The sequence below is a fragment of the Algoriphagus sp. TR-M9 genome (assembly GCF_027594545.1).
In the GTDB taxonomy this organism is placed as follows: Bacteria; Bacteroidota; Bacteroidia; order Cytophagales; family Cyclobacteriaceae; genus Algoriphagus; species Algoriphagus halophytocola.
The window spans coordinates 2,798,048-2,819,741 of sequence record NZ_CP115160.1 but is presented as its reverse complement, the minus strand read 5'-3'; the positions used below and the strand labels follow the sequence as shown (position 1 = coordinate 2,819,741).

19 protein-coding genes are annotated in these 21,694 nt (G+C 41.9%); 7 read left to right on the top strand and 12 right to left on the bottom strand.

Annotated elements, in window-relative coordinates:
• Positions 1 to 18: 18 nt before the first annotated feature.
• Genes PBT90_RS11880 through hutG form a run of 3 tightly spaced genes read right to left on the bottom strand, consistent with a single transcriptional unit; the run spans position 19 to position 3,226 of the window.
• Positions 19 to 1,002 (bottom strand): SMP-30/gluconolactonase/LRE family protein, encoded by a 984-nt coding sequence (locus tag PBT90_RS11880; protein WP_270129434.1) that lies wholly within the window; start codon positions 1,000 to 1,002, stop codon positions 19 to 21.
• Positions 1,003 to 1,038: 36 nt separating this feature from the next.
• Positions 1,039 to 2,229, bottom strand: coding sequence for a 6-bladed beta-propeller (locus PBT90_RS11875; RefSeq protein WP_264810801.1), 1,191 nt, complete (start codon positions 2,227 to 2,229; stop codon positions 1,039 to 1,041).
• Between the two features lie 34 nt (positions 2,230 to 2,263).
• Entirely contained in the window at positions 2,264 to 3,226 is a 963-nt protein-coding gene (gene hutG, locus PBT90_RS11870) for a formimidoylglutamase (protein ID WP_264810799.1), read from the bottom strand.
• A 126-nt stretch (positions 3,227 to 3,352) separates the two neighbouring features.
• On the opposite strand from hutG, the gene PBT90_RS11865 reads away from it, so the two are divergent.
• Positions 3,353 to 3,988: a Uma2 family endonuclease gene (locus PBT90_RS11865; protein WP_264810797.1), complete on the top strand. Its 636-nt coding sequence runs from the start codon at positions 3,353 to 3,355 to the stop codon at positions 3,986 to 3,988.
• On the opposite strand, the gene PBT90_RS11860 is transcribed toward PBT90_RS11865, so the two are convergent.
• The 3 genes from PBT90_RS11860 to hutH form a co-directional block, all read right to left on the bottom strand.
• Positions 3,972 to 5,978, bottom strand: a complete 2,007-nt coding sequence (locus PBT90_RS11860) for a urocanate hydratase (protein WP_264810796.1) — start codon at positions 5,976 to 5,978, stop codon at positions 3,972 to 3,974. The two genes, PBT90_RS11865 and PBT90_RS11860, sit on opposite strands and share 17 nt — an antisense overlap.
• A gap of 129 nt (positions 5,979 to 6,107) precedes the next feature.
• Complete coding sequence (gene hutI / locus PBT90_RS11855) at positions 6,108 to 7,340, bottom strand: imidazolonepropionase (RefSeq protein ID WP_264810795.1); 1,233 nt, start codon at positions 7,338 to 7,340, stop codon at positions 6,108 to 6,110.
• A gap of 165 nt (positions 7,341 to 7,505) precedes the next feature.
• Positions 7,506 to 9,071: a histidine ammonia-lyase gene (gene hutH / locus PBT90_RS11850; protein ID WP_264810794.1), complete on the bottom strand. Its 1,566-nt coding sequence runs from the start codon at positions 9,069 to 9,071 to the stop codon at positions 7,506 to 7,508.
• A gap of 100 nt (positions 9,072 to 9,171) precedes the next feature.
• On the opposite strand from hutH, the gene PBT90_RS11845 reads away from it, so the two are divergent.
• The 3 genes from PBT90_RS11845 (at position 9,172) to PBT90_RS11835 (ending at position 12,223) form a co-directional block, all read left to right on the top strand.
• On the top strand, positions 9,172 to 10,038 hold the full coding sequence (locus PBT90_RS11845; protein WP_264810793.1) for a LysR family transcriptional regulator: 867 nt from the start codon (positions 9,172 to 9,174) through the stop codon (positions 10,036 to 10,038).
• Positions 10,039 to 10,164: 126 nt separating this feature from the next.
• On the top strand, positions 10,165 to 10,974 hold the full coding sequence (locus PBT90_RS11840; RefSeq protein WP_264810792.1) for a helix-turn-helix domain-containing protein: 810 nt from the start codon (positions 10,165 to 10,167) through the stop codon (positions 10,972 to 10,974).
• A gap of 61 nt (positions 10,975 to 11,035) precedes the next feature.
• A complete protein-coding gene (locus PBT90_RS11835) occupies positions 11,036 to 12,223 on the top strand; it encodes a serine hydrolase domain-containing protein (protein ID WP_264810791.1) in 1,188 nt (395 codons plus the stop codon).
• Between the two features lie 50 nt (positions 12,224 to 12,273).
• Here the strand turns inward: PBT90_RS11835 and menD are convergent, their stop codons facing one another.
• The 3 genes from menD to PBT90_RS11820 are packed head-to-tail and all read right to left on the bottom strand — an operon-like array spanning position 12,274 to position 15,595.
• Positions 12,274 to 13,959: a 2-succinyl-5-enolpyruvyl-6-hydroxy-3-cyclohexene-1-carboxylic-acid synthase gene (menD, locus tag PBT90_RS11830; RefSeq protein WP_264810790.1), complete on the bottom strand. Its 1,686-nt coding sequence runs from the start codon at positions 13,957 to 13,959 to the stop codon at positions 12,274 to 12,276.
• Positions 13,956 to 15,173 carry a chorismate-binding protein gene (locus tag PBT90_RS11825; RefSeq protein ID WP_264810789.1) on the bottom strand — a complete coding sequence of 406 codons (1,218 nt, stop codon included), beginning with the start codon at positions 15,171 to 15,173 and terminating at the stop codon, positions 13,956 to 13,958. Before PBT90_RS11825 ends, menD begins: the two co-directional genes overlap by 4 nt.
• Complete coding sequence (locus tag PBT90_RS11820) at positions 15,173 to 15,595, bottom strand: hotdog fold thioesterase (RefSeq protein WP_264810788.1); 423 nt, start codon at positions 15,593 to 15,595, stop codon at positions 15,173 to 15,175. Before PBT90_RS11820 ends, PBT90_RS11825 begins: the two co-directional genes overlap by 1 nt.
• Positions 15,596 to 15,647: 52 nt before the next feature.
• Between PBT90_RS11820 and PBT90_RS11815 the strand changes: the two genes are divergently transcribed.
• On the top strand, positions 15,648 to 16,271 hold the full coding sequence (locus tag PBT90_RS11815) for a histidine phosphatase family protein (protein WP_264810787.1): 624 nt from the start codon (positions 15,648 to 15,650) through the stop codon (positions 16,269 to 16,271).
• Here PBT90_RS11815 and PBT90_RS11810 read toward each other — a convergent pair.
• The 3 genes from PBT90_RS11810 to PBT90_RS11800 all read right to left on the bottom strand — a co-directional run bounded on the left by PBT90_RS11810 (position 16,255) and on the right by PBT90_RS11800 (position 18,668).
• Positions 16,255 to 16,668, bottom strand: a complete 414-nt coding sequence (locus PBT90_RS11810) for a hypothetical protein (RefSeq protein ID WP_264810786.1) — start codon at positions 16,666 to 16,668, stop codon at positions 16,255 to 16,257. The genes PBT90_RS11815 and PBT90_RS11810 overlap by 17 nt on opposite strands.
• A gap of 107 nt (positions 16,669 to 16,775) precedes the next feature.
• Entirely contained in the window at positions 16,776 to 17,564 is a 789-nt protein-coding gene (locus PBT90_RS11805) for a zinc ribbon domain-containing protein (protein WP_264810785.1), read from the bottom strand.
• 3 nt (positions 17,565 to 17,567) lie between these two features.
• Positions 17,568 to 18,668, bottom strand: coding sequence for a Nif3-like dinuclear metal center hexameric protein (locus tag PBT90_RS11800; protein WP_264810784.1), 1,101 nt, complete (start codon positions 18,666 to 18,668; stop codon positions 17,568 to 17,570).
• A 39-nt stretch (positions 18,669 to 18,707) separates the two neighbouring features.
• Between PBT90_RS11800 and lpxK the strand changes: the two genes are divergently transcribed.
• Together lpxK and PBT90_RS11790 are read left to right on the top strand one after the other, a co-directional pair.
• Positions 18,708 to 19,766, top strand: coding sequence for a tetraacyldisaccharide 4'-kinase (gene lpxK / locus PBT90_RS11795; RefSeq protein WP_264810783.1), 1,059 nt, complete (start codon positions 18,708 to 18,710; stop codon positions 19,764 to 19,766).
• Positions 19,763 to 21,694, top strand: a complete 1,932-nt coding sequence (locus PBT90_RS11790) for a putative porin (RefSeq protein WP_264810781.1) — start codon at positions 19,763 to 19,765, stop codon at positions 21,692 to 21,694. Before lpxK ends, PBT90_RS11790 begins: the two co-directional genes overlap by 4 nt.

Here is a 21,694-nt window from a genome sequence, read left to right as displayed (position 1 = left end):
GGTTTTTCTATTATGACCCTATCGCATTTTCATGCGAAGTAGATGTTTTTCAGCAGTTATAAAAAGAGTTTTTCCGTCAGGAGTAAGCGCACAATTTGCTGCTGTCGCGCCTTCCAGCTTGATCTTTCCCAATATTTCCCCTGATTTATTGAAAATCCAGATTCCCCCGGGACCTGATGCAAATACATTGCCCTTTTTATCAATTTTAAACCCGTCACATAAGCCAGGTTCTGAGGAATTACTGGCATCGTAAAAAATCCTTCCACTGGTGATTGAGCCATCCTTAGCTAAGTCATAAGCATACCATCTTTTTTTCTCTGGGTCAGAATTGGAAACTAGCAGTGTTTTCTGATCTGGGAAAATCGCTATTCCATTTGGTTGATCGATAGAGTCAAGTAGCATGGTGACTTTGCCGGTTGGATCCATTTTGTAAACACCCTGATAGTCAATTTCCTTTTTTGAATCACTTGCCAGTCCATAAGATGGATCAGTAAAGTATAAATTGCCTGCTTTGGACAAAGTCAAATCATTCGGGCTGTTTAGTTTTTTCCCGTCGTATTCCCCCGCTACGGTTGAGTATTCTGGTTTTGGATCGGAGAGCGAAGTGTTCAATTCTGCTATCCTTCTATCTCCATGCTGGCAAATCCACAGTTTTCCGTCTGGAGTGAGTAATAAGCCATTTGATCCCATAAAACCACCTCGCTCTGTTGTGCCGGTGTAGCCGCCAGGTTTTAAAAAAACTTCTTTTCCTTCGGCTTCAGTCCATTTATAGATGGTGTTGGCTGGGACATCGGAAAGTAAAAGCATTTTCTCCTTTGCCACCCAAATTGGTCCTTCGGTAAATTGAAAACCTTCGGCAATGACTTCTACTTTCGCATCTTTTTTTATGATGCCAGAAAGTTCTTCAGACACGTATTCAACGGTGGCAGTAGGCTTGATGTCTTGTGCTCCAGCTGAATAGAGTAGCGCAAAGCCTATCAGGGTTAAAATGGGTTTTTTCATAGGTATAGGTTTATTGTATTTAGGTTAGTTGATCACTTATTCATTCATTTTTACTTGATATTTGATCAGAATGGGGTCTTCAAAGTCTTCCAAATCGTTAATGATTTGTTCAAGTTCTTCGCCATATTTTCCAAGAGATCCTTTCTCAAGTGCATAGATCCAATCCTCAGTCCGAAGAACATCGTAGAAATACCCGTCTGTGGCAAAGCCATTTCCATTGGACCAGCCAGCGAGTGACTGGAAAGCTATAGCTCTTTTGGATTTATGATCTATGAAAACCTCATGAACTGGGAAAGTGCGCATATTCGTAATATCCATTTCAGGGTTTTTGGCAAGAGCAAAGGTTTTAAGGCGTGAAACATCCTCGGTATGCCAGATTTTGCCCATATTTATAACGAAAGGCTGGCTTGTAACTGTGGCCTCAAACTTCTCCCCGTCCATTTTCAGATCTTTCGCACTGGGCTTTCTTGCTCCAAAATCCAGGCTTATCAGTGGGGTTGATTTTTCAATTTCAAATAGGTAAAGAGTATCTGAAAAAGCATAATTGAATAGCAATGAATTCTCTCCCAATCTTGCAAATTCTCCTTCACTAATTTCGGCAGTTATGGGCGTGCCAGTTATGGGCAGCTCTGTGATTTCTCCCGTGGAGCTATCCAGGATTTTAAAAACACTAAACTCACCGTTTTCATCTAAGTTGCCATCAAACATGGGGGAAGTCAGCCACTTGGTTGAAGAAATTTTTGTGAAATAAGGAATGAAAAGGGCGTTTTTATCCAATGTAACAGTGCCAATAAATTCAAAATCAGGAAAGGAATACTGCTTAATTACGCCGCCGCCAACAGTGATACTCAAGGTGTCTTGATTCAGATCAACACCTTGCAAATTTTGATATTCTTCTGGACCATTTCCAATTCTTTGGAAGCTCTTGATGTAATTTCCCCTTAAATCAAATAGATGAATCTTAGCCTCAGGGTTACAAATGGTAGAATAGACTAGGAATTCCTCGGTGACTTTTAGATTCCAAACACTGCAATTCAAGTTTACTGGTGAGTCCTCTTGATTCTTAAGCGGAATAAATTCGATAGAAGAAATGGCCTCATCTATTTCTACGATATTGCTTTCAGTGATTTCAACGCCTGGTAATCCGTCATTATTCTCACTCGGTGAGCAGGCAATAACTGAAAAGGAGAGTAGCCAAAGTATATTTATTCTACTTCGAAGAATCATAAGGTCTAAAGTTTAAATAGTTGATTTGTGTTTATTAAAGTAATCCCAATACCTTTCTTGCCACATATTCAGCACACCTGGCGGCCAGTCTTGCCGTAGCATGATCATGGTCAAAAGCAGGGTTGAGCTCAACCACATCCATGGAAATCAGTTTTTTGCTGGATGCAAGCAACTCAAAAACCTTAAATGCGAACTCAGGTCTGAAACCCATGGGAGATGGTGCAGATACGCCGGGTGCAAAAGCCGAAGAAAAACCATCCATGTCCACGCTGAGGTAGATTTTGTCCACTGAGTCGAGAAACCAAAGGATTTTTTCCTGAATGACTTCCCAGTTATTCAATCTGAAATCTTCCATCACCATCCATTTTGCCCCGACTTCATCGGCCGTTTTAAATAGAGATTTTGGATTGACAGATCGCTGCACGCCTAAGCATAAATATTGAAATGTATCTGGATTCTCCTGAGCGAGCTGAAGAAAGGGAGAACCTGAATGCCCCAGTCCATCGATGGTAGGCCGGAGGTCAAAATGTGCATCCATATTGATGATGCCAAGCTTTTGATTTTTGGAAGCTAAATGCTGATAAATACCTCTACCGTGAGCCAAAGCCAAATCATGCCCGCCTCCTAAAAGAATTGGGAAATGCTTGGTTTCCAATAATTCTATAACGGTTTTTGTAATCAGATCGTGGCTGGATTCTAGGTCAGAATTTTCCGTGTAAATGTCTCCATAATCAAAAATTCTACTTTTCTCAGGAAGGTGAAAAGCTAGCATTCCCAGGCTTTTTCGTATCGCATTTGGACCTTCCGCGGTTCCTAATCTGCCTTGATTTCTTTTCACTCCCTCTTCTCCTGCGTATCCTAAAATGCCAACTTTTGGAGTTTGCTGACCTTCGTCTAGCTTAAGGTCTCTGACCGAAATTGCAGCTTGGTGCCAGTATTCAATAGTTTCCGATTTTCTGCCTGTCCAAAGGGAAGGATTTGGGTTTTGATGAAGCATATTGAGTATTGTGTTAATTTATAGTAACTTAAAAATTGTGCTTTGATATTCTTAATATCAGAAACAATGTATTCTGTTTTTAGGTAATATTCAAAAGATGCGATTTAAAACCCAGTTCCTCTAGCCATGAAAGAATATAGAATTCCTCAGAAAGAGAATATAGATCTGGATGCTTTTGAGGAGCCAAGTAGTTCCTTTGGAGGGTATTCTTATGCTGATTATCTCAAATGGGATTATGAGGAGATTGTTGAGTTGATCAAGGGGAAGGTATTCGCTAAACCACCATTCCCACGACTTCGACATCAAGAGGTTTTAGGTGAAATTATTTGCCAAATTCATACCTTTTTGACCAAAGGAACCGCTCATGTTTATCAAGCACCTTTTGATATAAGGCTCTCAAAAAATCATGATTACTCAATGATTGAGTCAGTAGTTCAGCCAGATATTTACGTGATCTATGATTCTGATAAATTAGATGATTATGGCTGTTTTGGCGCGCCTGATTTAATCGTAGAAATTATATCTAACGGAAATAGCCGAGTGGAACTTCAAGACAAGTATAAATTATATGAAGAATTTGGAGTGCGTGAATATTGGGTGGTTCATCCTAAAGATTGCTCTTTGATGGTTTATACTTTGGTTAATACGAAATTTCAATCGTCACGCCTTTTTACCACAGGTGATGTTTTTCACTCTACGGTGATTGAGGGCTTCTTTCTTGATATGGAAAAGGTTTTTGACAATTCTATTCTTCCCAAATAGAGCTAATAATTTCCTCATCCACCAAATTTGGAATGGTGACCTTCAATCCTGGACTTCTATCCATTTCCCTTTGAATCGCTTCCAAAGACCCTGAATTTCTAGCCCAAGCTCTTCGGGCAATTCCATTATTTACATCGTAAAAAAGCATGGATTTCAGTTTTCTTTCTGCATCCTCTGATCCGTCTAGTACCATCCCGAAACCTCCATTCATCACTTCTCCCCAGCCTACACCGCCACCATTGTGGATCGAAATCCAGGTTGCTCCTCTAAAACTATCTCCAATCACATTATGAATAGCCATATCTGCGGTAAACTTACTGCCATCGTAGATATTGCTTGTTTCACGGTAAGGTGAATCTGTCCCGCTTACATCATGATGATCTCGACCCAGCACAATCGGAGCAGAAATCTCTCCAGATAGAATTGCATCGTTGAATGCTTTGGCGATTTTTGCTCTGCCTTCAGCATCAGCATAAAGGATTCTTGCCTGAGAGCCAACGACCAATTTGTTCTTCTCAGCTTCTTCTATCCAAGTGATATTATCCTGCATTTGCTGTTGGATGGATTCCGGGGAATTCTGCATGATTTCTTTCAAAACTCTTGCGGCAATCTGATCTGATTTTCTCAAATCTTCGGCTTTGCCAGAGGTACAAACCCATCGGAATGGACCGAAACCATAATCGAAACACATAGGTCCCAAAATGTCCTGCACATAGGAAGGATATCGGAAATCGATTCCATTCTCAGCCATCACATCTGCTCCAGCTCTTGAAGCTTCCAGCAAAAAAGCATTCCCGTAATCGAAAAAGTAGGTTCCCTTTGCAACATGCTTGTTGATCGAAGCAGCATGTCTTTGTAGGCTCTCCTGAACTTTACCTTTGAAGGCCTCTGGATCTTTTGCCATTAGTTGATTCGATTCTTCGAAAGAAAGTCCAATAGGATAATAACCTCCAGCCCAAGGATTATGAAGTGATGTCTGGTCAGAACCCAATTCCACGAAAATTTCTTCTTGGTCAAATCGCTCCCAGACATCCACGATATTCCCTATGAAAGCCAGAGAGACGACCTCTTTGTTACGCTTAGCTAGTTGCGTACGGAGAACCAGTTCATCCAAATTTTCAATTAATTCATCCACCCATCCTTGCTCATGTCTTTTCCTCGCTGCGGCAGGATTCACCTCAGCGCAAATAGTGATACAACCTGCGATATTCCCAGCTTTCGGTTGAGCGCCACTCATTCCGCCCAAACCAGCTGTCAAAAATAGTTTTCCTGCTGGCGTTTCTCCTGCTTTCAGTTTTTTGCGAAAAGCATTCATCACGGTGATGGTAGTGCCGTGCACAATTCCTTGTGGACCAATGTACATAAATGAACCAGCAGTCATTTGTCCGTATTGCGTCACACCCAATGCATTGAATTTCTCCCAATCATCCGGCTTGGAGTAATTCGGAATCATCATCCCATTGGTTACGACAACTCTTGGACCCTCTTTGGATGAAGGGAAAAGGCCCATGGGATGGCCTGAATAGATATGCAAAGTCTGCTCATCGCTCATCTCAGATAGATATTTCATCACCAAAAGATATTGAGCCCAGTTTTGGAAAACTGCTCCATTTCCACCGTAAGTGATCAATTCTTCAGGGTGCTGAGCGACCGCCGGATCCAGGTTGTTCTGAATCATTAGCATAATTGCCGCTGCTTGTTTTGACCTGGCTGGATAGTCTTCGATAGGTCTTGCCCGCATTTCGTAATCCGGCATAAATCGGTACATATAGATTCTGCCAAAATCCTTCAATTCTGCTAAAAATTCACTTGCCAATTCCGCATGCCATTCTTTAGGGAAATAGCGCAGTGCATTCCTCAAAGCCAGTTTTTTCTCTTCTATCGAAAGAATATCCTTGCGCTTAGGAGCATGGCTCAAAGTTGTGTTTCGGGATCTTTTTGAAGGAAGTTGAGAAGGAATGCCTTGGGATATTTGCTCTTGGAAATTCATTGTATTTACGATTTGGGATTTACGAATTACGAGCTTTATTTGAACCTCACCCGTACTGATATATTATGGACTCTTATGTCTAAAGTCTATAATCTTGAGTCTAACATCTAATGTCTTAAGTCTATTGTCTTAAATCTTAACACCTTTTTTCCACACCTGTGCAGGTTTCAATTTCCCTTGGTGATAAAGGATTTCTCTATAATCTGAAGTTGGGAAAAGGTTGAAGTCAGCTAAAAGACCAGTTTTCAATACTCCTCTGTCTTCCAATCCTAAAGCCCAAGCTGCACGGGAAGTCAGTGCTGAAAGAACTTCTGCGGAACTGAGTTTCTCGAAAGTTGCTAAAATGGAAGCCTGTGTTAGCAAATCTCCCATGGGAGCGGAACCTGGATTCCAGTCACTTCCAATTGCCAAAGAACCACCTTGATCTAGGATTTTGCGGGCAGGAGTGAAAGCACAGCCTAGTCCAATTGAAGCTCCCGGAAGAGCAACTGCAACGGTTTTTGAATTCGCTAAAAGGGCTATTTCTTTTTCAGTCGAAGCCTCCAAATGGTCTGCGGATTTAGCTTTGAATTTCACGGCAACTGTAGATCCGCCTTTAGTGAATTGATCGGCATGAACAGTAAGATCGAAGCCTAAATCTTTTGCTTTTTGGTAATAGCTGTCTATTTCTTCTGGAGAAAAAGCGCTTTTTTCGACAAATGAATCTATCCTGTCTGCAAGATTCTCTGATTTGAGAATTGGAAAGAGCTCCTCAGAAATCATTTCCAGGTATTCTTGATTTGTGCCCTCAAAATCCCTAGGTTTCACATGAGCTGCCAAGCAAGTTGGGATTAAGTCAGCTTTGGTTTCTTGACACGCTTGTTTGATGGCACGAAGCATTTTGAGTTCTTCGGCTACATTTAGACCATAACCACTCTTGACTTCGATTGTCGTCACTCCTTCGCTTAGATGTCTATTTGCATTTGAAATAGTTCGGTCTGCAAGTTCTGATTGCGTGAGTTTTCTAGTTTGGGTTACTGTATCCCAAATTCCACCTCCAGCTTCAGCGATTTCCAAGTAGGATTTACCAGCATTCCTCATGGCAAAATCTTGCGCCCGTGTCCCTCCAAAACAAATATGCGTGTGACAATCGATCCAACCTGGAAGAGCCACAAAATCTCCTTTTAGCTCAATGATTTCAGCGTTCAGTGAATTAGCTTTCTTCATAAGATCAGAGAAAGTCCCTACTTCCAGAATCTTTTCATCCTCAATCAAAATCCCTGCATTTTCTAAAATCTCCAATTGCTCATCTTTCAACGCACCTTTTAACGGGAGTTTGTCTAGAGTCAATAGTTGTGATATAGGGCCGATTAGTTTTTTCATGATGTGTAGGTTTTTAGAAAGACCACCGTTGTATCTATTAGTTTCCCGCAGATTTACGCTGATAAGGGGCGCAGATAAAAGCGCAGATTTTTACTATTAATCAGCGGAAATCTGGGTCTTTTTCTGCACCAATCTGCGGGCAAAATCACCTTTCCGCTAGCAATTTTATAAGCTAAATAATTCACTCCACTCCGTCTCAAAAGGCAAACCTTCTTCTTTGGCTACCTGATTAGAAATAGCAATCAACTCGCCACTTTGAATCATCTCGATTGCCACTTCCATATCCTCAGTCATCACCCGATCATTAATGACAGGAGTGATTTTGGTTCGGACGTGCTCATGAATCGCGGTCATTACTTTTCCTGATTTCAAAGGAGCGTGAAAGTCCATAGCCTGAGCAGCGTAGAACAACTCAATTCCCAAGATTTTCTCCACATTCTCAATTACTCGCAAAGCTTTTCTAGCACCTATCGAACCCATACTCACATGGTCTTCCTGCCCCAATGAGGTAGGGATACTGTCCGCAGATGCAGGAAAGCAAAGTCCTTTGTTTTCTGATGCCAAAGCCGCTGTTGTGTATTGTGGGATCATCAAACCGGAATTCAAACCGGTTTCTTTCAAAAGCAATTTTGGAACTCCAGGCGTATCTCCTTCTAGGGAAAGATAGATTCTTCGATCTGAAATATTCCCTAATTCGGATGCAGCAAGGCAGGAATAATCCAAGGGCAAAGCGATGGGTTGGCCATGAAAACTACCTCCTGAAATCGTGTGATCTTCACTGAAAACAACAGGATTGTCTGTAACAGAATTTATTTCTGTTTCGATAGCCTCTTTCAAGTGCAACCAAGCATTTCTCGATGCCCCATGGACTTGCGGCATGCATCGCAAAGAATAGGGATCTTGTACTCGGGCGCAATCCAAATGGGAATTAACGATTTCGGACTCATGAAGTAAGTTCAGGATAGTCTGAGCTACATGCTGATTTCCTGCGAAAGGTCTAAGCTGATGCAATTCTGGAGAAAATGGTTTGATCGAACCCATCAATCCCTCAATCATCATTGCTCCGGTAATGTCAGCATGCACAAGCAAATTATGCAGGCGATCTACGATTTTTACTCCGTATGCCGCCATGAATTGCGTTCCGTTGATTAGGGCCAATCCTTCTTTTGGCCCAAGAGAAAGTGCATTCATTTCTAGCTTCTCAAAAACTGCGGATGTTCGTTGTATCTTTCCTTCGAAATGAACCTTGCCAAGTCCAAGCAAAGGCAAAAACAAATGAGAAAGTGGAGCTAAATCACCGGATGCGCCAACTGACCCTTGGATGGGAACGACTGGAATCACCTCATTTTCCAACATCCAAATCATTCGATCCAAGGTTTCCAGTCGAATCCCTGAAAATCCCTGAGCCAAGGCCTGTAGCTTCAACACAAGCATGAGTTTGGAGATTTCGATTGCCACAGGCTCTCCCAAACCTACGGCATGACTTTTTAGGAGATTTTCCTGTAAGGTCTGCGTGTCAGCAGCGGAAATTTTGCTGGTGCAAAGAGGACCGAAACCTGTATTGATACCGTAAACTGCCTTTTCACGGTTAGCAATATTGGCAACTGCTTGGGAAGAAGCTTGAACTTTTTCCCGGGTTTCAGGGCTTAGAATTCCTTTGAGTTCTTTCCTCGCTAGCTTTAAAGCTATGCCGGCAGTCAGTTGGTCTAATCCGTATTTGAAAGTTTCCATTAATAGTTGTGTAAATATTCTAGGGTCTCTACAAAGATACCAAGCCTTAATGATGATTTTTGATATCAATTTTATCATTATGTGATACCTTTGAGGTATCATGGAGTTACGACATCTGAATTATTTTAAGGCTGTAGCAGAAGAGTTGAATTTCCGGAAAGCAGCTGAGCGCTTGTTTATTTCGCAACCTGGATTGAGCCGACAGATTAAGCAGTTGGAAGAAATGCTGGAGGTTCAGTTATTTGAACGAGATCAGAAACATGTGGCATTGACGGTGGCTGGGACTTACCTCAAAGGGGAGGTTGATTTTGTGCTCAATCATCTGGAGATGACCAGAAGCCAGCTGAAGTTGATAGCAGCAGGAAAAATCGGAGAATTAAGAATCGGTTTTTTGGGATCGGCATCCAATCAGGTTTTGCCGGATTTTCTTTCGAAATTGAATTCTCAACAACCCTTGATCAGTACGAGTTTGGAAGAGCTTAGTAACGCTGTTCAGGTGGAAATGATTGAGAAAGATAAGCTGGATCTGGGTTTTGTAAGATTGGCTTCTGTGCCGAGTGATTTGGAAATGAAGGTGGTTTTGCGAGATAGCTTTTCACTGGTGGTGCCAACAGATCATCCGATTACAGCGCAAGATTTTACTTCAGTTAATCAGTTTAAGAACGAATCATTTGTGCTTTTCTCCTCGGACTATAGCAATCTATATTACGAGCAGATCATTGGGATTTGTCGAGATGCAGGTTTTTCTCCCAGAATCAGGCATAAATCCGTGCATGCGTTGACGATTTTCAAGCTAGTGGAAAATGGAATGGGAGTGGCGATTGTGCCTACTTCATTGAAAGAAGGATATGAACTGAATGTACGATTTATGCAGATTCCGAATATTCCGCAATTCACGGAGCTTTCAGCGATTTGGAAGGCTGAAAATAGAAATCCTGCATTAAAGCAAGTTTTGCCTTTGATCTAGCTAAATCCTTAAATTGAGCCTTTAAACCCTAAAGTCGGGTAAATGTCGGGTCAAAACCGAGCCTATTTCGCCTTAAGTCACAATTCAATCTCAGAAATTGCCATGGTAAATCAAACTATACACACGATGAAACAACCAGAATTAGGCAAGAAAATCTCTGAAATGAGAAAAGCAAAAGGATTGACTCAGGAGGAGTTGGTCGAGATGTGCAACCTGAATGTGCGCACGATACAGCGCATCGAAGCAGGGGAGGTGACTCCGAGGAGCTATACGATCAAAGCACTTTTTGAGGCTTTGGGAGCTCAGTTGGAAAATATAGAATCGGAGAAGAAGCCTGTTTATCCAAAGTCATTAGTTCCATGGCTTTACACAGGTTTAGGTGCAGGATTAATCTATTTCTTTTTGAGCTATTTTGATATTAGTATGGAAGTCGAGTGGATGGAAGGAAGTTATACCAATTCTTTAACCTTTGGATTAGTGAAGGTTGGTGTTATGATTACATTTTCTTTATTCCTTTTTGGATTGATCAAAATGACTGGAGCTTTTCCGAACAAGATACTTCAGATAGCACTTTGGGTGATGCTGATTGCAAATGGAATTTGGTATTCAATTGATTTGATTTCCCTTGCTACATCTTCTTTTAGAATGGAAGATTATTATGTCGTTAAGCTAGGGACATTTGGTGTTGCTTATGGATTTATAGGAGCCGGGTTTCTATGCTATAAAAACCTCTGGTCTAATATCCCTCAGATTTTAGGCGGATTAGGAATAGTTTCTGGAATATTGATCTTTTCAGTGGTAGGAGCCCTTTTCGCACTGATTCCTTTGACCATGTTTGAGATTGGAGAACTAGCATTTATGATTTGGGGAATAAATAAAATCGGGAGAACTTCTTCTCCCGATTCTACTTTTTCAGCTGAGTTTCAAAGTCAATAATCCATTCAGCTATTTTTCATCGACTCTTTCTTAATCATTTCATCTTTTGATAATTAATCAAATGAAAAAAATAGTGTTAACTATTAGCTTATTTTCGATTGTAATTCTTGCCTATTTTCTTTTTGAACCAGTCTTTACTTATTATTTCGGCAGATCCATAACGCTAAACCGACAGAGTTTATATCCGGATATAAGCCATCTGGATTCTGTCAGAAATAAAGCAGATGAATTGCTTGCAAGGGAATTCCAAACTATAAATGCACCTTCGCTCTCAGCCTCCATAGGCATGGGTGACTCAGTAATATGGTCAAATTCAATAGGTTATTCTGATTTGGATAACAATCTTTTGGCAGATACCACTACCAAATATAGAATTGGAAGTGTTTCGAAAACCATCGCCTCAGTGGGATTGGGCTTGCTTTTCCAAGACAGAATTCTGAGTCCAAATTCTACTGTAGGAGATTACGTGACCTACGTCTCTGGTGATTTGGCCAACCTAACGGTAAAAGAATTGGCTTCCCATACCTCGGGAATAAGAAACTACGGTATGTGTTTTTGTTTTCCGATTTGGGAGTATTATAACAACGACCAGTTTAATACCACTGAAAAAAGTGTTTCCGTTTTTGCAGATGATAAACTTCTCTTCACTTCTGGACAGGATTTTAGCTATAGTTCTTTTAATTACACTTTACTGACTGCGGTGATGGAAGGTGCATCAAAAACGGGTTATAATCAATTCATACAAAGCAGAGTACTCGAGCCATTAAACCTCCAACATACGATTCCGGACAATGCACTTGATCCAGTTCCTAACACTGCGATTTTCTATGATAGTGAAGAGAGTTATTTCAAGAAATCCTATCCGGTTAATAACAGTAATAAATGGGCCGGAGGTGGCTATCTATCCACGCCGACAGATCTGGTCAAATTTGGCAACGGTATTTTAAACTATAAATTAGTTAATTCGACTACAACAGAATTATTGTTTAACCCTGTAGAATTAAAAAGCGGGGAGGTGAATGTGCAAAACTATGCCTTGGGGTGGCGTAATGACGTTAGCAAAAAGGTGTTTGTTGATGGAAGAGAGGTGATAGTAGTTCATCATGGAGGGACTGCTGTAGGATCCACGGCTATTTTGATGTTGTTACCAGAATATAATGTAAGTATAGCATTGGCAATGAACAGCAGTGGAGAAACCACTGATTTGTTTGCATTAGCCTATAAAATAATAGACTTGTTTTTTGAATAGAAATCTAGGCATAACAAAAATCGGGAGAACTTCTTCTCCCGGTTCTGCTTTTAGCTCTCAAGTGACAGCTTGATCTTTTCTTTTACTGACTTCAAAATCGCTGCATTGCCTTGACTTGAAGTTTCGATTTCCAGAATTTTTGGATGGAGGGAGTCTTCATAAAAGTCCTGAAGAGAAGCTTCCAGTTCCTCCTGATTAACAACTTTGGAGTAGAAGAAGCCAAATTCCGTTGCCAGATGCTCGGCTGTTAATTTTTGTTTGGTTTCAAAGAATTCTTCCAATTCTGGCTGATTTGCAGGTCCATCGATCAGACGGAAAATTCCACCTGCATGATTATTTAGCAGAATAATGCGAAGATTTGGGGTAGCGTAATTGTGCCAAAATGCATTTCGATCATAGAAGAAAGCCATGTCTCCTGTCACTAGCGTTACGATTTCCTTCGTTGTGAGGGTGCAGCCCACTGCGGTGGAGTTGGAGCCATCAATACCGCTGGTACCACGGTTGCAGATGATTTCTTGTTTTCTTTTTCCCAGTAAATTCAAATAACGTACAGCCATGCTGTTGGCTACATGGATTTTGGAAAGAGTAGGTGCTTTTTCCAGACAAAATGCTAAAGCCGAGTACTCTCCAAAGGGTTGTTCTCTTAGTACCTGATGGAGATTTTTTGAGACTGCCTTCTCGAGGAAATGCCAAGCTTGATAGAATTGACTGTTCTGTGCGCCAAGGTTTTGATTTAACCAACTAAGGAAAAATAAAGGAGTAGCAGCGATATTTCTAGTCAATCTCTGGAAAGTGTCCTTAGCTTCTCCATCTTTCTGTATATGCCAGTGTGATGCTTTGGACTTTCGTAAGAAAAGCTTGAGAGACTTTGAGATCACAGATTTACCAAAACTGATGATCAAATCAGGTTTTAGGTTTTCGGAAACTTCAGGATGTCCCAACCAGTGATCATGGAATGAAATTGTTTGATCAGACTGAAAATTGCTGATCGTATCGGTGACGATTACAGCGTTTTGATTTTTACAGAGTTGATCCAGTACACTCTGAATTTGAGCGTCAGGTCGCTGCTGTCCTGGAATGATCAATATTCTCTGGAGTATTTCCAGCCTATTTTTAAGTTTGATGAGCGATTCATCTGTAGGCTGAGTTTTGCTTTTCACTAAATTAAAAACCTTTGGATTGTCTGGAAAAAGCAATTCTTCACCCTTCTCAGGATAGAATGGTTCTCGAAGTGGAATATTGATATGAACTGGCCCAGCAGGAAATTGCTTGGCGAGATTTATTGCTTCGTTTACGATTCGTGAGGATTGCCAAAGTTGATCTGGAAACGTACTGGAATCAGGCAGTTCAAAACTTCCTTTCACATGCTTTCCATAGACATTTGGCTGGAAAATGGTCTGACCGTCGTACTGATCGATCCACTCAGCAGGTCGATCTGCTGTCAAAATCAACAAAGGAATCTGTTGGAAAAATGCTTCAGCCACCGCCGGGTAATAATTCAACGCAGCGGATCCAGAGGTGCAAACCAGTGCCACAGGTTCCTCTAGTTGCTGAGCCATGCCCAAGGCTATAAAAGCCGCAGAACGCTCGTCGGAGATGGTCCTTGTGTGTATTTGAGTATGCCGTGCAAAAGCTATGGTCAAAGGTGCACAGCGTGACCCAGGAGAAAGAATTGCGTTTAGAACGCCCTTCTTGGCACAAATGGCCACTAAATCAACAATTGAAGGAAGTATCAAGTGCTTGGGTTTTGGATGAATTTACCGATGATTTGACACTTTAGCTCCGTTTCTTCCCATTCTTTTTCAGGGTCAGAATCTTCGGTCACACCAGCACCGGCGTATAACGTCGCCTTGTTGTCATGCAAACTAGCTGTCCTTAGATTTACATAGATAGAAGTACTTCCCTGAATGTTCACTGGCCCGATAAATCCCGAGAAGAAGGAACGGTCAAAGCCCTCAAACTCCTGAAGGAAATCGTGTGCTTCTCTTCTAGGCATTCCGCAAACTGCGGAAGTGGGATGGAGCAGACCTAGCATGATGGATCCGAGTTCTGGAAATCCAGTTTCCCTCATGTTGATTCTAAAGTCCGACTTGAGGTGAAGAAGGTTTCCTGCCAATACTGTTTTAGGGCCATGTTCTTCGTATTCGCGAAGTCTTATTTTCTTGAAGCAGGAAACGATATATCTGCTTACTAAAGCTTGCTCTTCAATTTCTTTCTGCGTCCAGGCAACAGATTTAAGCGGATTGTCTCCTGTTGCTTTTTGCGTGCCAGCCAATGACATAGTAGTGAAAATATCACCTTTAGTCTCGATCAAGGTCTCAGGAGAAGCCCCGATCCAAGTGCCCACATGGGGCAAATGAAAGAAGTTGATAAATGCATTGGGATAAGATTCCATCATGCTCATCAGGGTGCAGCTCAAGCTAAAGCTGGAAGGAATGGAAATGGTCTTCGTTCTGGCAGGGACGACTTTTTCCAGATGATTTTCCTGTATGGCTCTTACTCCTTCCTGGACCAAGTGTATGAAATGGGCTTTGTCTTCACTCATTTCGGTCTTTTTTGCTTTGCCTGATAAGGTTTGATTGATCAATATTTCCCGGATTTCTTCAGGGGAAAGCCTTTCCTGATTGCTCAATTGAACTTTGGCCCATTCGGGGAGTTCATCAGAGGAGAGTGGCTTGTCCAGATCAAAGGAAAAGTACTTATTCGCTTTGATAAAAAAGGCCTTTTTATCTGCTTGGTCTGCAAATGGATGTACGATGAATCCAGGTTCTAAATTTTCTAGGTTCAAATCCACTTTTACCGGTTCCGCTGTATCATTCAAGACGATTTCGACGGTATTGGATTTTGGTTTGCGCCAGATAGCGAAGGAACCACCAGATGTAAGCCCTAGCTGGAATAAGAGCTGTAAAACCTCAGATTTAGTATGATTAGTAGCTACGTGTGTATGCATTACTTTTTGTCTAAAATGGCCATGGTGATCCGACTGATACAGCAGAGTTGACCTTGCTCATTGGTGATTTTAATTTCCCAGACCTGAGTACTTTTTCCCAGATGGATGGGTGTGGTTATTCCGGTGACCAGTCCTGACTTAACGCCTTTAAGGTGATTTGCGTTTATTTCCAGGCCAACACAGATTTGTCTATTCAAATCAATCGTAAGGGATGCTGCCACACTTCCCAGCGTCTCTGCCAGTACCACATTGGCTCCTCCGTGCAACAATCCCATCGGCTGTTTTGTTCGCTCATCTACTGGCATAGTTGCCGTGAGGTGACTATCTCCTATATCGGTAAATGATATGCCCAGATGTTCACTCATTGTGTTTCTTCCAGTTTGGTTGATTTGATCCAGTGAAGGCTTTTGGGAGAATACCATGAAAATTAAAGTAAATGAGTTTTCTTTGGGGTGAGGACAAAAATAAAGAATCTTGAATCGAAAAAAAATTTACCTAGTAAGACACGGACAAACAGATTTTAACCTAAAAGGAGTAGTGCAGGGCAGCGGAATTGATGCACCTATCAATGAGAATGGGAGAAGGCAGGCTGCGGCTTTTTTTGAGGCGTACAAGGAGGTGCCATTTGACCAGATTTACTATACGGGTCTGCAACGGACCCGACAATCCATTCAATCTTTTTTGGACTTAGGGATTCCGGCGGTTGCTACGACCGATCTCAATGAGATTTCCTGGGGAGATTATGAAGGTCTGCCGATGTCTCCGGAGGAAAGCCAGTATTACCAGCATATGCTCGATCAGTGGCAGCAGGGGAATCTGGATTATTGCATAGCAGGAGGAGAGAGTCCCAATATTGTGGCCAAGCGTATGCAGCGGGGGATTGATCAGATACTATCCGGTCCTGGTGAAACTATCCTGGTATGTATGCACGGCAGAGCCATGCGGATTTTTCTAAGCCTGATCATGAAGCATGACCTATGCCACATGGACAATTTCGAGCACAGGAACCTGTGTTTGTATTTATTGGAAGAAAAAGAAGATGGGAATTTTGACCTGTTGAAAAGAAACGACACTGCGCATCTTAAAGCACTTGGCTGATTCGCCTGTCGGTTTTCTTTTTCTGTTGGCTGGCCTCGTACTCTGACAGGTGCGATTCAAGCGTTTTCTTCTGTTTGGTCATATCGATAACGCGGAATGCAATGTCCTGAAGGCGAACTTCGCTGCCCTGATCCAGACTTACCAGGAACTGCCCAAGGAAACATGCGTCAAAATCACATTTTGGAATGTCAATAATCAGCGTGAGCTCGGAGTTTCCGGCGTAGGACCTGGTTTTGAATTCAGAAGAAAATTGTCTTTCGATAGCCCTCAAAGAGGTGTTCAAGGATTTTAATTCCTGAGACTTGAATATGACCAAAAAAGTTTTGGATTCATCCTCTTTGGCAAAGACTGAAAGAGAGATAAACAGGGTGATAACTAGGATTCCAATACTTTTCATAGCTCTCAATATAGAAAAATTCCTTTTCCAAAAGCAAGTAATTCTATAAAAAAAGAACCCCGGAATTTAAAATTCCGGGGTTCGAATATATTCAACCAAGTGTCTGCTTATTTACTGGCTTTAGTAGACTTCTTGGTAGCTCTTTTTTTCTTTGGTGCTGGTTCTTCTACGATTTCATCTTCAACTCCAGCTAGTATTCTGCCGCAGTGCTCACAGATGATTAGTTTTTTCTTTTCTCGAATATCAGCCTGTCTCTGAGGAGGTACGGTGTTGAAGCATCCACCACAAGCGCCACGCTTTACCATGACTACAGCCAGACCGTTTTTGGCATTGGCTCTGATTTTGGTGTATGATTTCAATAGTCTATCATCCACTTTCTTAACTGCCTTTTCTCTTTCGGTGTTAAGCTTAGCTTCTTCTGATTCACTTTCAGAGACGATTGATTCCAATTCACTGTTTTTGAGATCCAGGTCCTTCTGACGGTCCTTTTTCACAGCCGATAGCTCTTCCAGATCTACTTTTTTCTGGTCGATTCTAAAACCGGCTTCAGCGATTTTCTTCTTCGCCACCTGAATCTCCAAATCCTGAAGCTCAAGTTCCTTAGTGATCGCATCATATTCGCGGTTGTTGCGAACATTCATCTGCTGCTCCTGATACTTCTTGATCAGTTTTTCAGAATCTTTGATGCTTTCTTTAAGTGCCTTGATTTCGTCGTCAAAGGAGTCAATTTCACTCTGAAATTTCTCTAGGCGTGTTTCATAACCTGCAATTTCATCTTCTAAGTCTTGAACCTCTTCAGGAAGAGCTCCGCGAACTTTTATGATGGAATCCAATCTTGAATCTAAAAGTTGAAGGTTGTGTATAGCTTCGAGTTTCTGTGCTACGGTACTTTCCATGTACTATCGGTAGGATGTGGGATTTGTAACTACTTTTGTCAAATAGAGTGCAATATTAGGAAAATTTCTGGACAATAACTCCCCTAGTAATTCTTTTGTGAAAATTTCGCTCTCATAATGTCCAATGTCACAAAGTATTAATTGCCCATCTGCATCAAAAAACTCGTGGTATTTCACGTCAGAGGTGATAAACACATCTGCACGGGCTCTTTTGGCGGCAGACAAAAGAAAAATCCCTGCGCCTCCACACACGGCAATATTTCTGACTTTCTGTCCGCGAAGGGCAGTGTGTTTGATCACTTGGAGACCCATGGAGGTTTTCAGATAATCCAGAAATTCTTCCTCTTGCATTTCCTGATCTAGGGAGCCTAGCATTCCTGCGCCCACTTCCTGATTTTCATTTTCTAGATTTTGTAGGTAATAAGCTACTTCTTCGTAGGGGTGAGCAGATTTCATTTTCGCTATAATACTTATCTCCAAATGTTTGGGGAGCAAAACCTCCACTCTTATTTCTGATTGTTCTTCTGCTTTTCCCTGCGTCCCGATAGTTGGATTTGCATTTGCTGAGGGAGTGAAAGTACCGGTTCCTTGTACCTGAAAGGAGCAGTCGGAATATTCTCCGATTTGGCCCGCACCAGCAGCGTAAACAGCCTGAAGTACGTTTTCTTTGCTTTCCTCTGGGACAAAAAACACCAGCTTGCTCAGAAGTTGCTTTTTGGGTTGCAAAATTCGGGTGTTCTGCAAGCCCAGTTTATCACAGATCCGCTTATTGACCCCCTGCGACACGTGGTCCAAATTGGTATGGATGGCATAGATTGCAATGTCATTTTTGATGGCTTTGATGACTGTGCGCTCCACATAGTTTTTTCCGGTGAGGCTTTTTAGCCCTTTGAAGACAATAGGGTGATGAGCCACGATCATATTGGCTCCCAGTGCTATCGCTTCCTCCACGGTGTCTTCCACACAGTCCAAGGAACATACAATTCCGGTAACTTCAGCGTTTCTATCCCCAGTGATCAAGGTCGCATTGTCGTAGGACTCCTGATAGGCAGGTGGAGCGATATGTTCCAAGTACGAAATGACTTCACTGATCTTGTATCCCATAATTTTTCTGTTTATTTGATCAAAAATAGTAATTCTCGAATGCGCTGGTACGCTTTTTTGCTTTATCCTTTCTCTCTGATCTATGATTTGATCACCCGGGTACGGAATTGGTGTTTTAATTTAGGCTTGTTGAAAAGCTCCCCATCTCCAATTCCCAGCTTAGTGGTGGGGAATCTCAGTGTAGGAGGGACGGGCAAAACGCCCATGGTTGAATTTCTGATCCAAATGCTGCTGAAAGAGGCAGAGGTGGCCGTTTTGAGCAGGGGGTATGGTAGACAGACCAAAGGCTTTCTACAGGCAACTGCTACAAGTTCACCTGCTCAAATAGGAGATGAGCCTTTTCAGGTCTATAAAAAATTCGGTAAAAATGTAAGCATATATGTGGGTGAGGATAGAGTGAGTGCGCTGGAGCAAATCGCATTAAAAACCAATTGTCCAGAAGTAGTGATTCTGGATGATGCCTTTCAACATCGGTATTTGAATGGGGATTTGAAAATACTGCTCACTACTTACCAGGATCCTTTTTACTCCGATTTTCTACTTCCTATGGGGAGGCTACGCGAAAGCCGAGGGGGAGCGGCCCGGGCAGATGTCATTGTGGTAAGCAAATCCCCAGAGGACTTGGAAGAGGAAGAGAAAGAGATAATCCGTCAAAAGGTTTCTAGGTATGCTTCCGGAGGTGTTCCAGTGCTTTTTTCTACTATTTCTTATGGGCAACCTTTCCCGCTAGGGAGGAATCACAGCTTTACTGAGCGGCTCCTATTGCTTACCGGATTGGCAAATGATACACCTTTGATTGCTTATGTGAAAAAGAAATTTACCCTGCTAGAAGTGATGAGTTACCCGGATCATCATGATTATACCATGTATGATTTTGAAAAGATAAAGGATGTTTTTAGGCAACATGAAAAAGAAAATCCCGTTGTGCTAACCACTGAAAAAGATGCTGTAAAAGTTAAATCCAATGCTCCCACAGGTTTTCTGGAAGAAATTCCGATTTTTGTGCTGCCAATCGCAGTGAAATTTGCCCCTGAGGATGAGCAAACGATAGCGCAACTGATCCAACAAAAGGTCTTCCAAAAGACAATAGCTAAGTGAATAAACGATTACTCTGGTTTCTGTTCCTTTTTTCTATTGCAAGTATGCAATTTGCTTTTGCCCAGCGCACTGGCCAGCAGAACAATCAATCCACTAACCAGCAAGGAGAAGAGGTGCTAGAGGAAGAAGGGGGGCTGAGCCGCAGATCCTTGTTGGATGATAGTACCAAGATGGTTTATGGCCCAAAGACCAGTTTGTATTTTTTTGAAAAGGACATCAAGAGAAATAACCTGATTTTATATCCTCAGGATACTTCCCTGAACAATTTCCATAATTATGATCCGGTAGCCAAGAATAACTGGAAGTACCAGGATTTAGGAAATATCGGGAGTGCAACCAAACCTATGTTTTATGAAATCCCAGATGTGATAGGGACTCGCACGGGCTTTGGGGCCTATGATTTATATTTTCATGCTCCTGAAGACAATAAATATTTTGACACCAAGTCGCCATTCACGGAAATGTCTGCCCTGTTTGGCGGAGGGCATAGAAACATGCTGGATCTGGCTTTTGCGCGAAATGTGAATCCGAGATGGAATGTGGGCTTTGAGTTTCATACCATCCGAGCCAGAAAGACCCTAAATCCTTCAGCCCGGGATGATAACATGGTCATTCAGAACTCCTATTCCCTTCATACCAACTACCGATCTGAAAACGGCAGGTATTGGTTTTTGGGGAATTTCTCCAGAATGCTTCACAAGGTGAACGAAATAGGAGGCATAATACCGCCAGAGGAGGATAGTACCTCAGTATATTTCACTTATGAAGATGCGAAAGTTTGGCTAAGTAACTCGCAAGCCAGGGACCTAAGGCAGGAATACAGATTTTATCATGAGTTCAAACTGCGGGATGAGCTGCAGGTTTATCATATTTTTGATCAGAAGAACAAGGACTTGATTTTTGATGCCGCATTGACCACTTCTGACTCCCTATTTTATCCTAGTGATCGATTGAATGGTCAGCAAGATACTACTCGAAACTTCAGTGATTTCAAGGAATGGGGCAATGAAATGGGATTCAAGGGGAGTTTCAAGGGGTTCTATTACAATACCCATGTGAAGTTCAGAACAGGACGGATGAAGAGTACTTTTTTTCCAGAGAAAAATACCTTTAATGAGGTATATCTTGGTGGGGAGTTGATTGGGAAGATCTCTGAAAAATGGTCCATCAGTGCAGACGGAGAGTACCTGATCCCAGGTGCTTTCAAGTTACATGGATTATTTATATCTCCTTGGCTGGATATTGATTATACCAAGGCCGTTTACAAGCCGACCTCTGTGCAGCAGATTTATTACGGTAATCATTATCAATGGGAAAATGACTTTGATAATACCGGAGTGGATCAGGTCAAGGGGGTGTTTAAACTGGATTTCGAAAAGATTAGATTAAGACCGTCATTGACTATCAACAGAGTGAATAACTATGTGTATTTCAATGAGAAACGTATAGCTGAGCAGGCGAGTGGAGAGGCATTTATGTTGATCCCTGGTGTCAAAGCTGAAGTGCGCATCGGACAGAAATTCCAATGGGATACCGAGCTTATATTCACGGAGATTTCTGGAGAAGCCAGTGATAAATTCCGCATACCGCAATTTTATGGAAACACGAAATTCTACTTTGATAGTCCCATGTTCAATGAGAATGTGTATGTACAGCTAGGGCTGGACATAAGATATCATTCGGATTATTTTGCGGAAGCCTATTTCCCTTCGACCCAGCAGTTTTACCTCCAAAATGATTTCAATGTGTACGGGTATCCTGTGGCAGATGTGTTTTTGGATTTCAGAATAAACCGCACTCGGGTCTTAGTGAAATACCACCACTTAAATAGTGGTCTGATGAACGAGGAAGGCTATTTTGTGACTCCTGATTATACAGGATATAAATCATTTATAGATTTAGGTATTACTTGGTATTTATTTGACTGA

Bases quoted from the DNA above. Each gene is read 5' to 3' on its own strand.
- PBT90_RS11840 (WP_264810792.1), top strand. From the start codon at position 10,165: ATGAAACAACCAGAATTAGGCAAGAAAATCTCTGAAATGAGAAAAGCA.
- PBT90_RS11825 (WP_264810789.1), bottom strand. From the start codon at position 15,173: ATGCATACACACGTAGCTACTAATCATACTAAATCTGAGGTTTTACAG.
- PBT90_RS11880 (WP_270129434.1), bottom strand. From the start codon at position 1,002: ATGAAAAAACCCATTTTAACCCTGATAGGCTTTGCGCTACTCTATTCA.
- PBT90_RS11845 (WP_264810793.1), top strand. From the start codon at position 9,172: ATGGAGTTACGACATCTGAATTATTTTAAGGCTGTAGCAGAAGAGTTG.
- hutH (WP_264810794.1), bottom strand. From the start codon at position 9,071: ATGGAAACTTTCAAATACGGATTAGACCAACTGACTGCCGGCATAGCT.
- PBT90_RS11810 (WP_264810786.1), bottom strand. From the start codon at position 16,668: ATGAAAAGTATTGGAATCCTAGTTATCACCCTGTTTATCTCTCTTTCA.
- PBT90_RS11865 (WP_264810797.1), top strand. From the start codon at position 3,353: ATGAAAGAATATAGAATTCCTCAGAAAGAGAATATAGATCTGGATGCT.
- PBT90_RS11835 (WP_264810791.1), top strand. From the start codon at position 11,036: ATGAAAAAAATAGTGTTAACTATTAGCTTATTTTCGATTGTAATTCTT.
- PBT90_RS11860 (WP_264810796.1), bottom strand. From the start codon at position 5,978: ATGAATTTCCAAGAGCAAATATCCCAAGGCATTCCTTCTCAACTTCCT.
- PBT90_RS11820 (WP_264810788.1), bottom strand. From the start codon at position 15,595: ATGGTATTCTCCCAAAAGCCTTCACTGGATCAAATCAACCAAACTGGA.
- lpxK (WP_264810783.1), top strand. From the start codon at position 18,708: ATGCGCTGGTACGCTTTTTTGCTTTATCCTTTCTCTCTGATCTATGAT.
- PBT90_RS11875 (WP_264810801.1), bottom strand. From the start codon at position 2,229: ATGATTCTTCGAAGTAGAATAAATATACTTTGGCTACTCTCCTTTTCA.
- PBT90_RS11800 (WP_264810784.1), bottom strand. From the start codon at position 18,668: ATGGGATACAAGATCAGTGAAGTCATTTCGTACTTGGAACATATCGCT.
- hutI (WP_264810795.1), bottom strand. From the start codon at position 7,340: ATGAAAAAACTAATCGGCCCTATATCACAACTATTGACTCTAGACAAA.
- PBT90_RS11805 (WP_264810785.1), bottom strand. From the start codon at position 17,564: ATGGAAAGTACCGTAGCACAGAAACTCGAAGCTATACACAACCTTCAA.
- hutG (WP_264810799.1), bottom strand. From the start codon at position 3,226: ATGCTTCATCAAAACCCAAATCCTTCCCTTTGGACAGGCAGAAAATCG.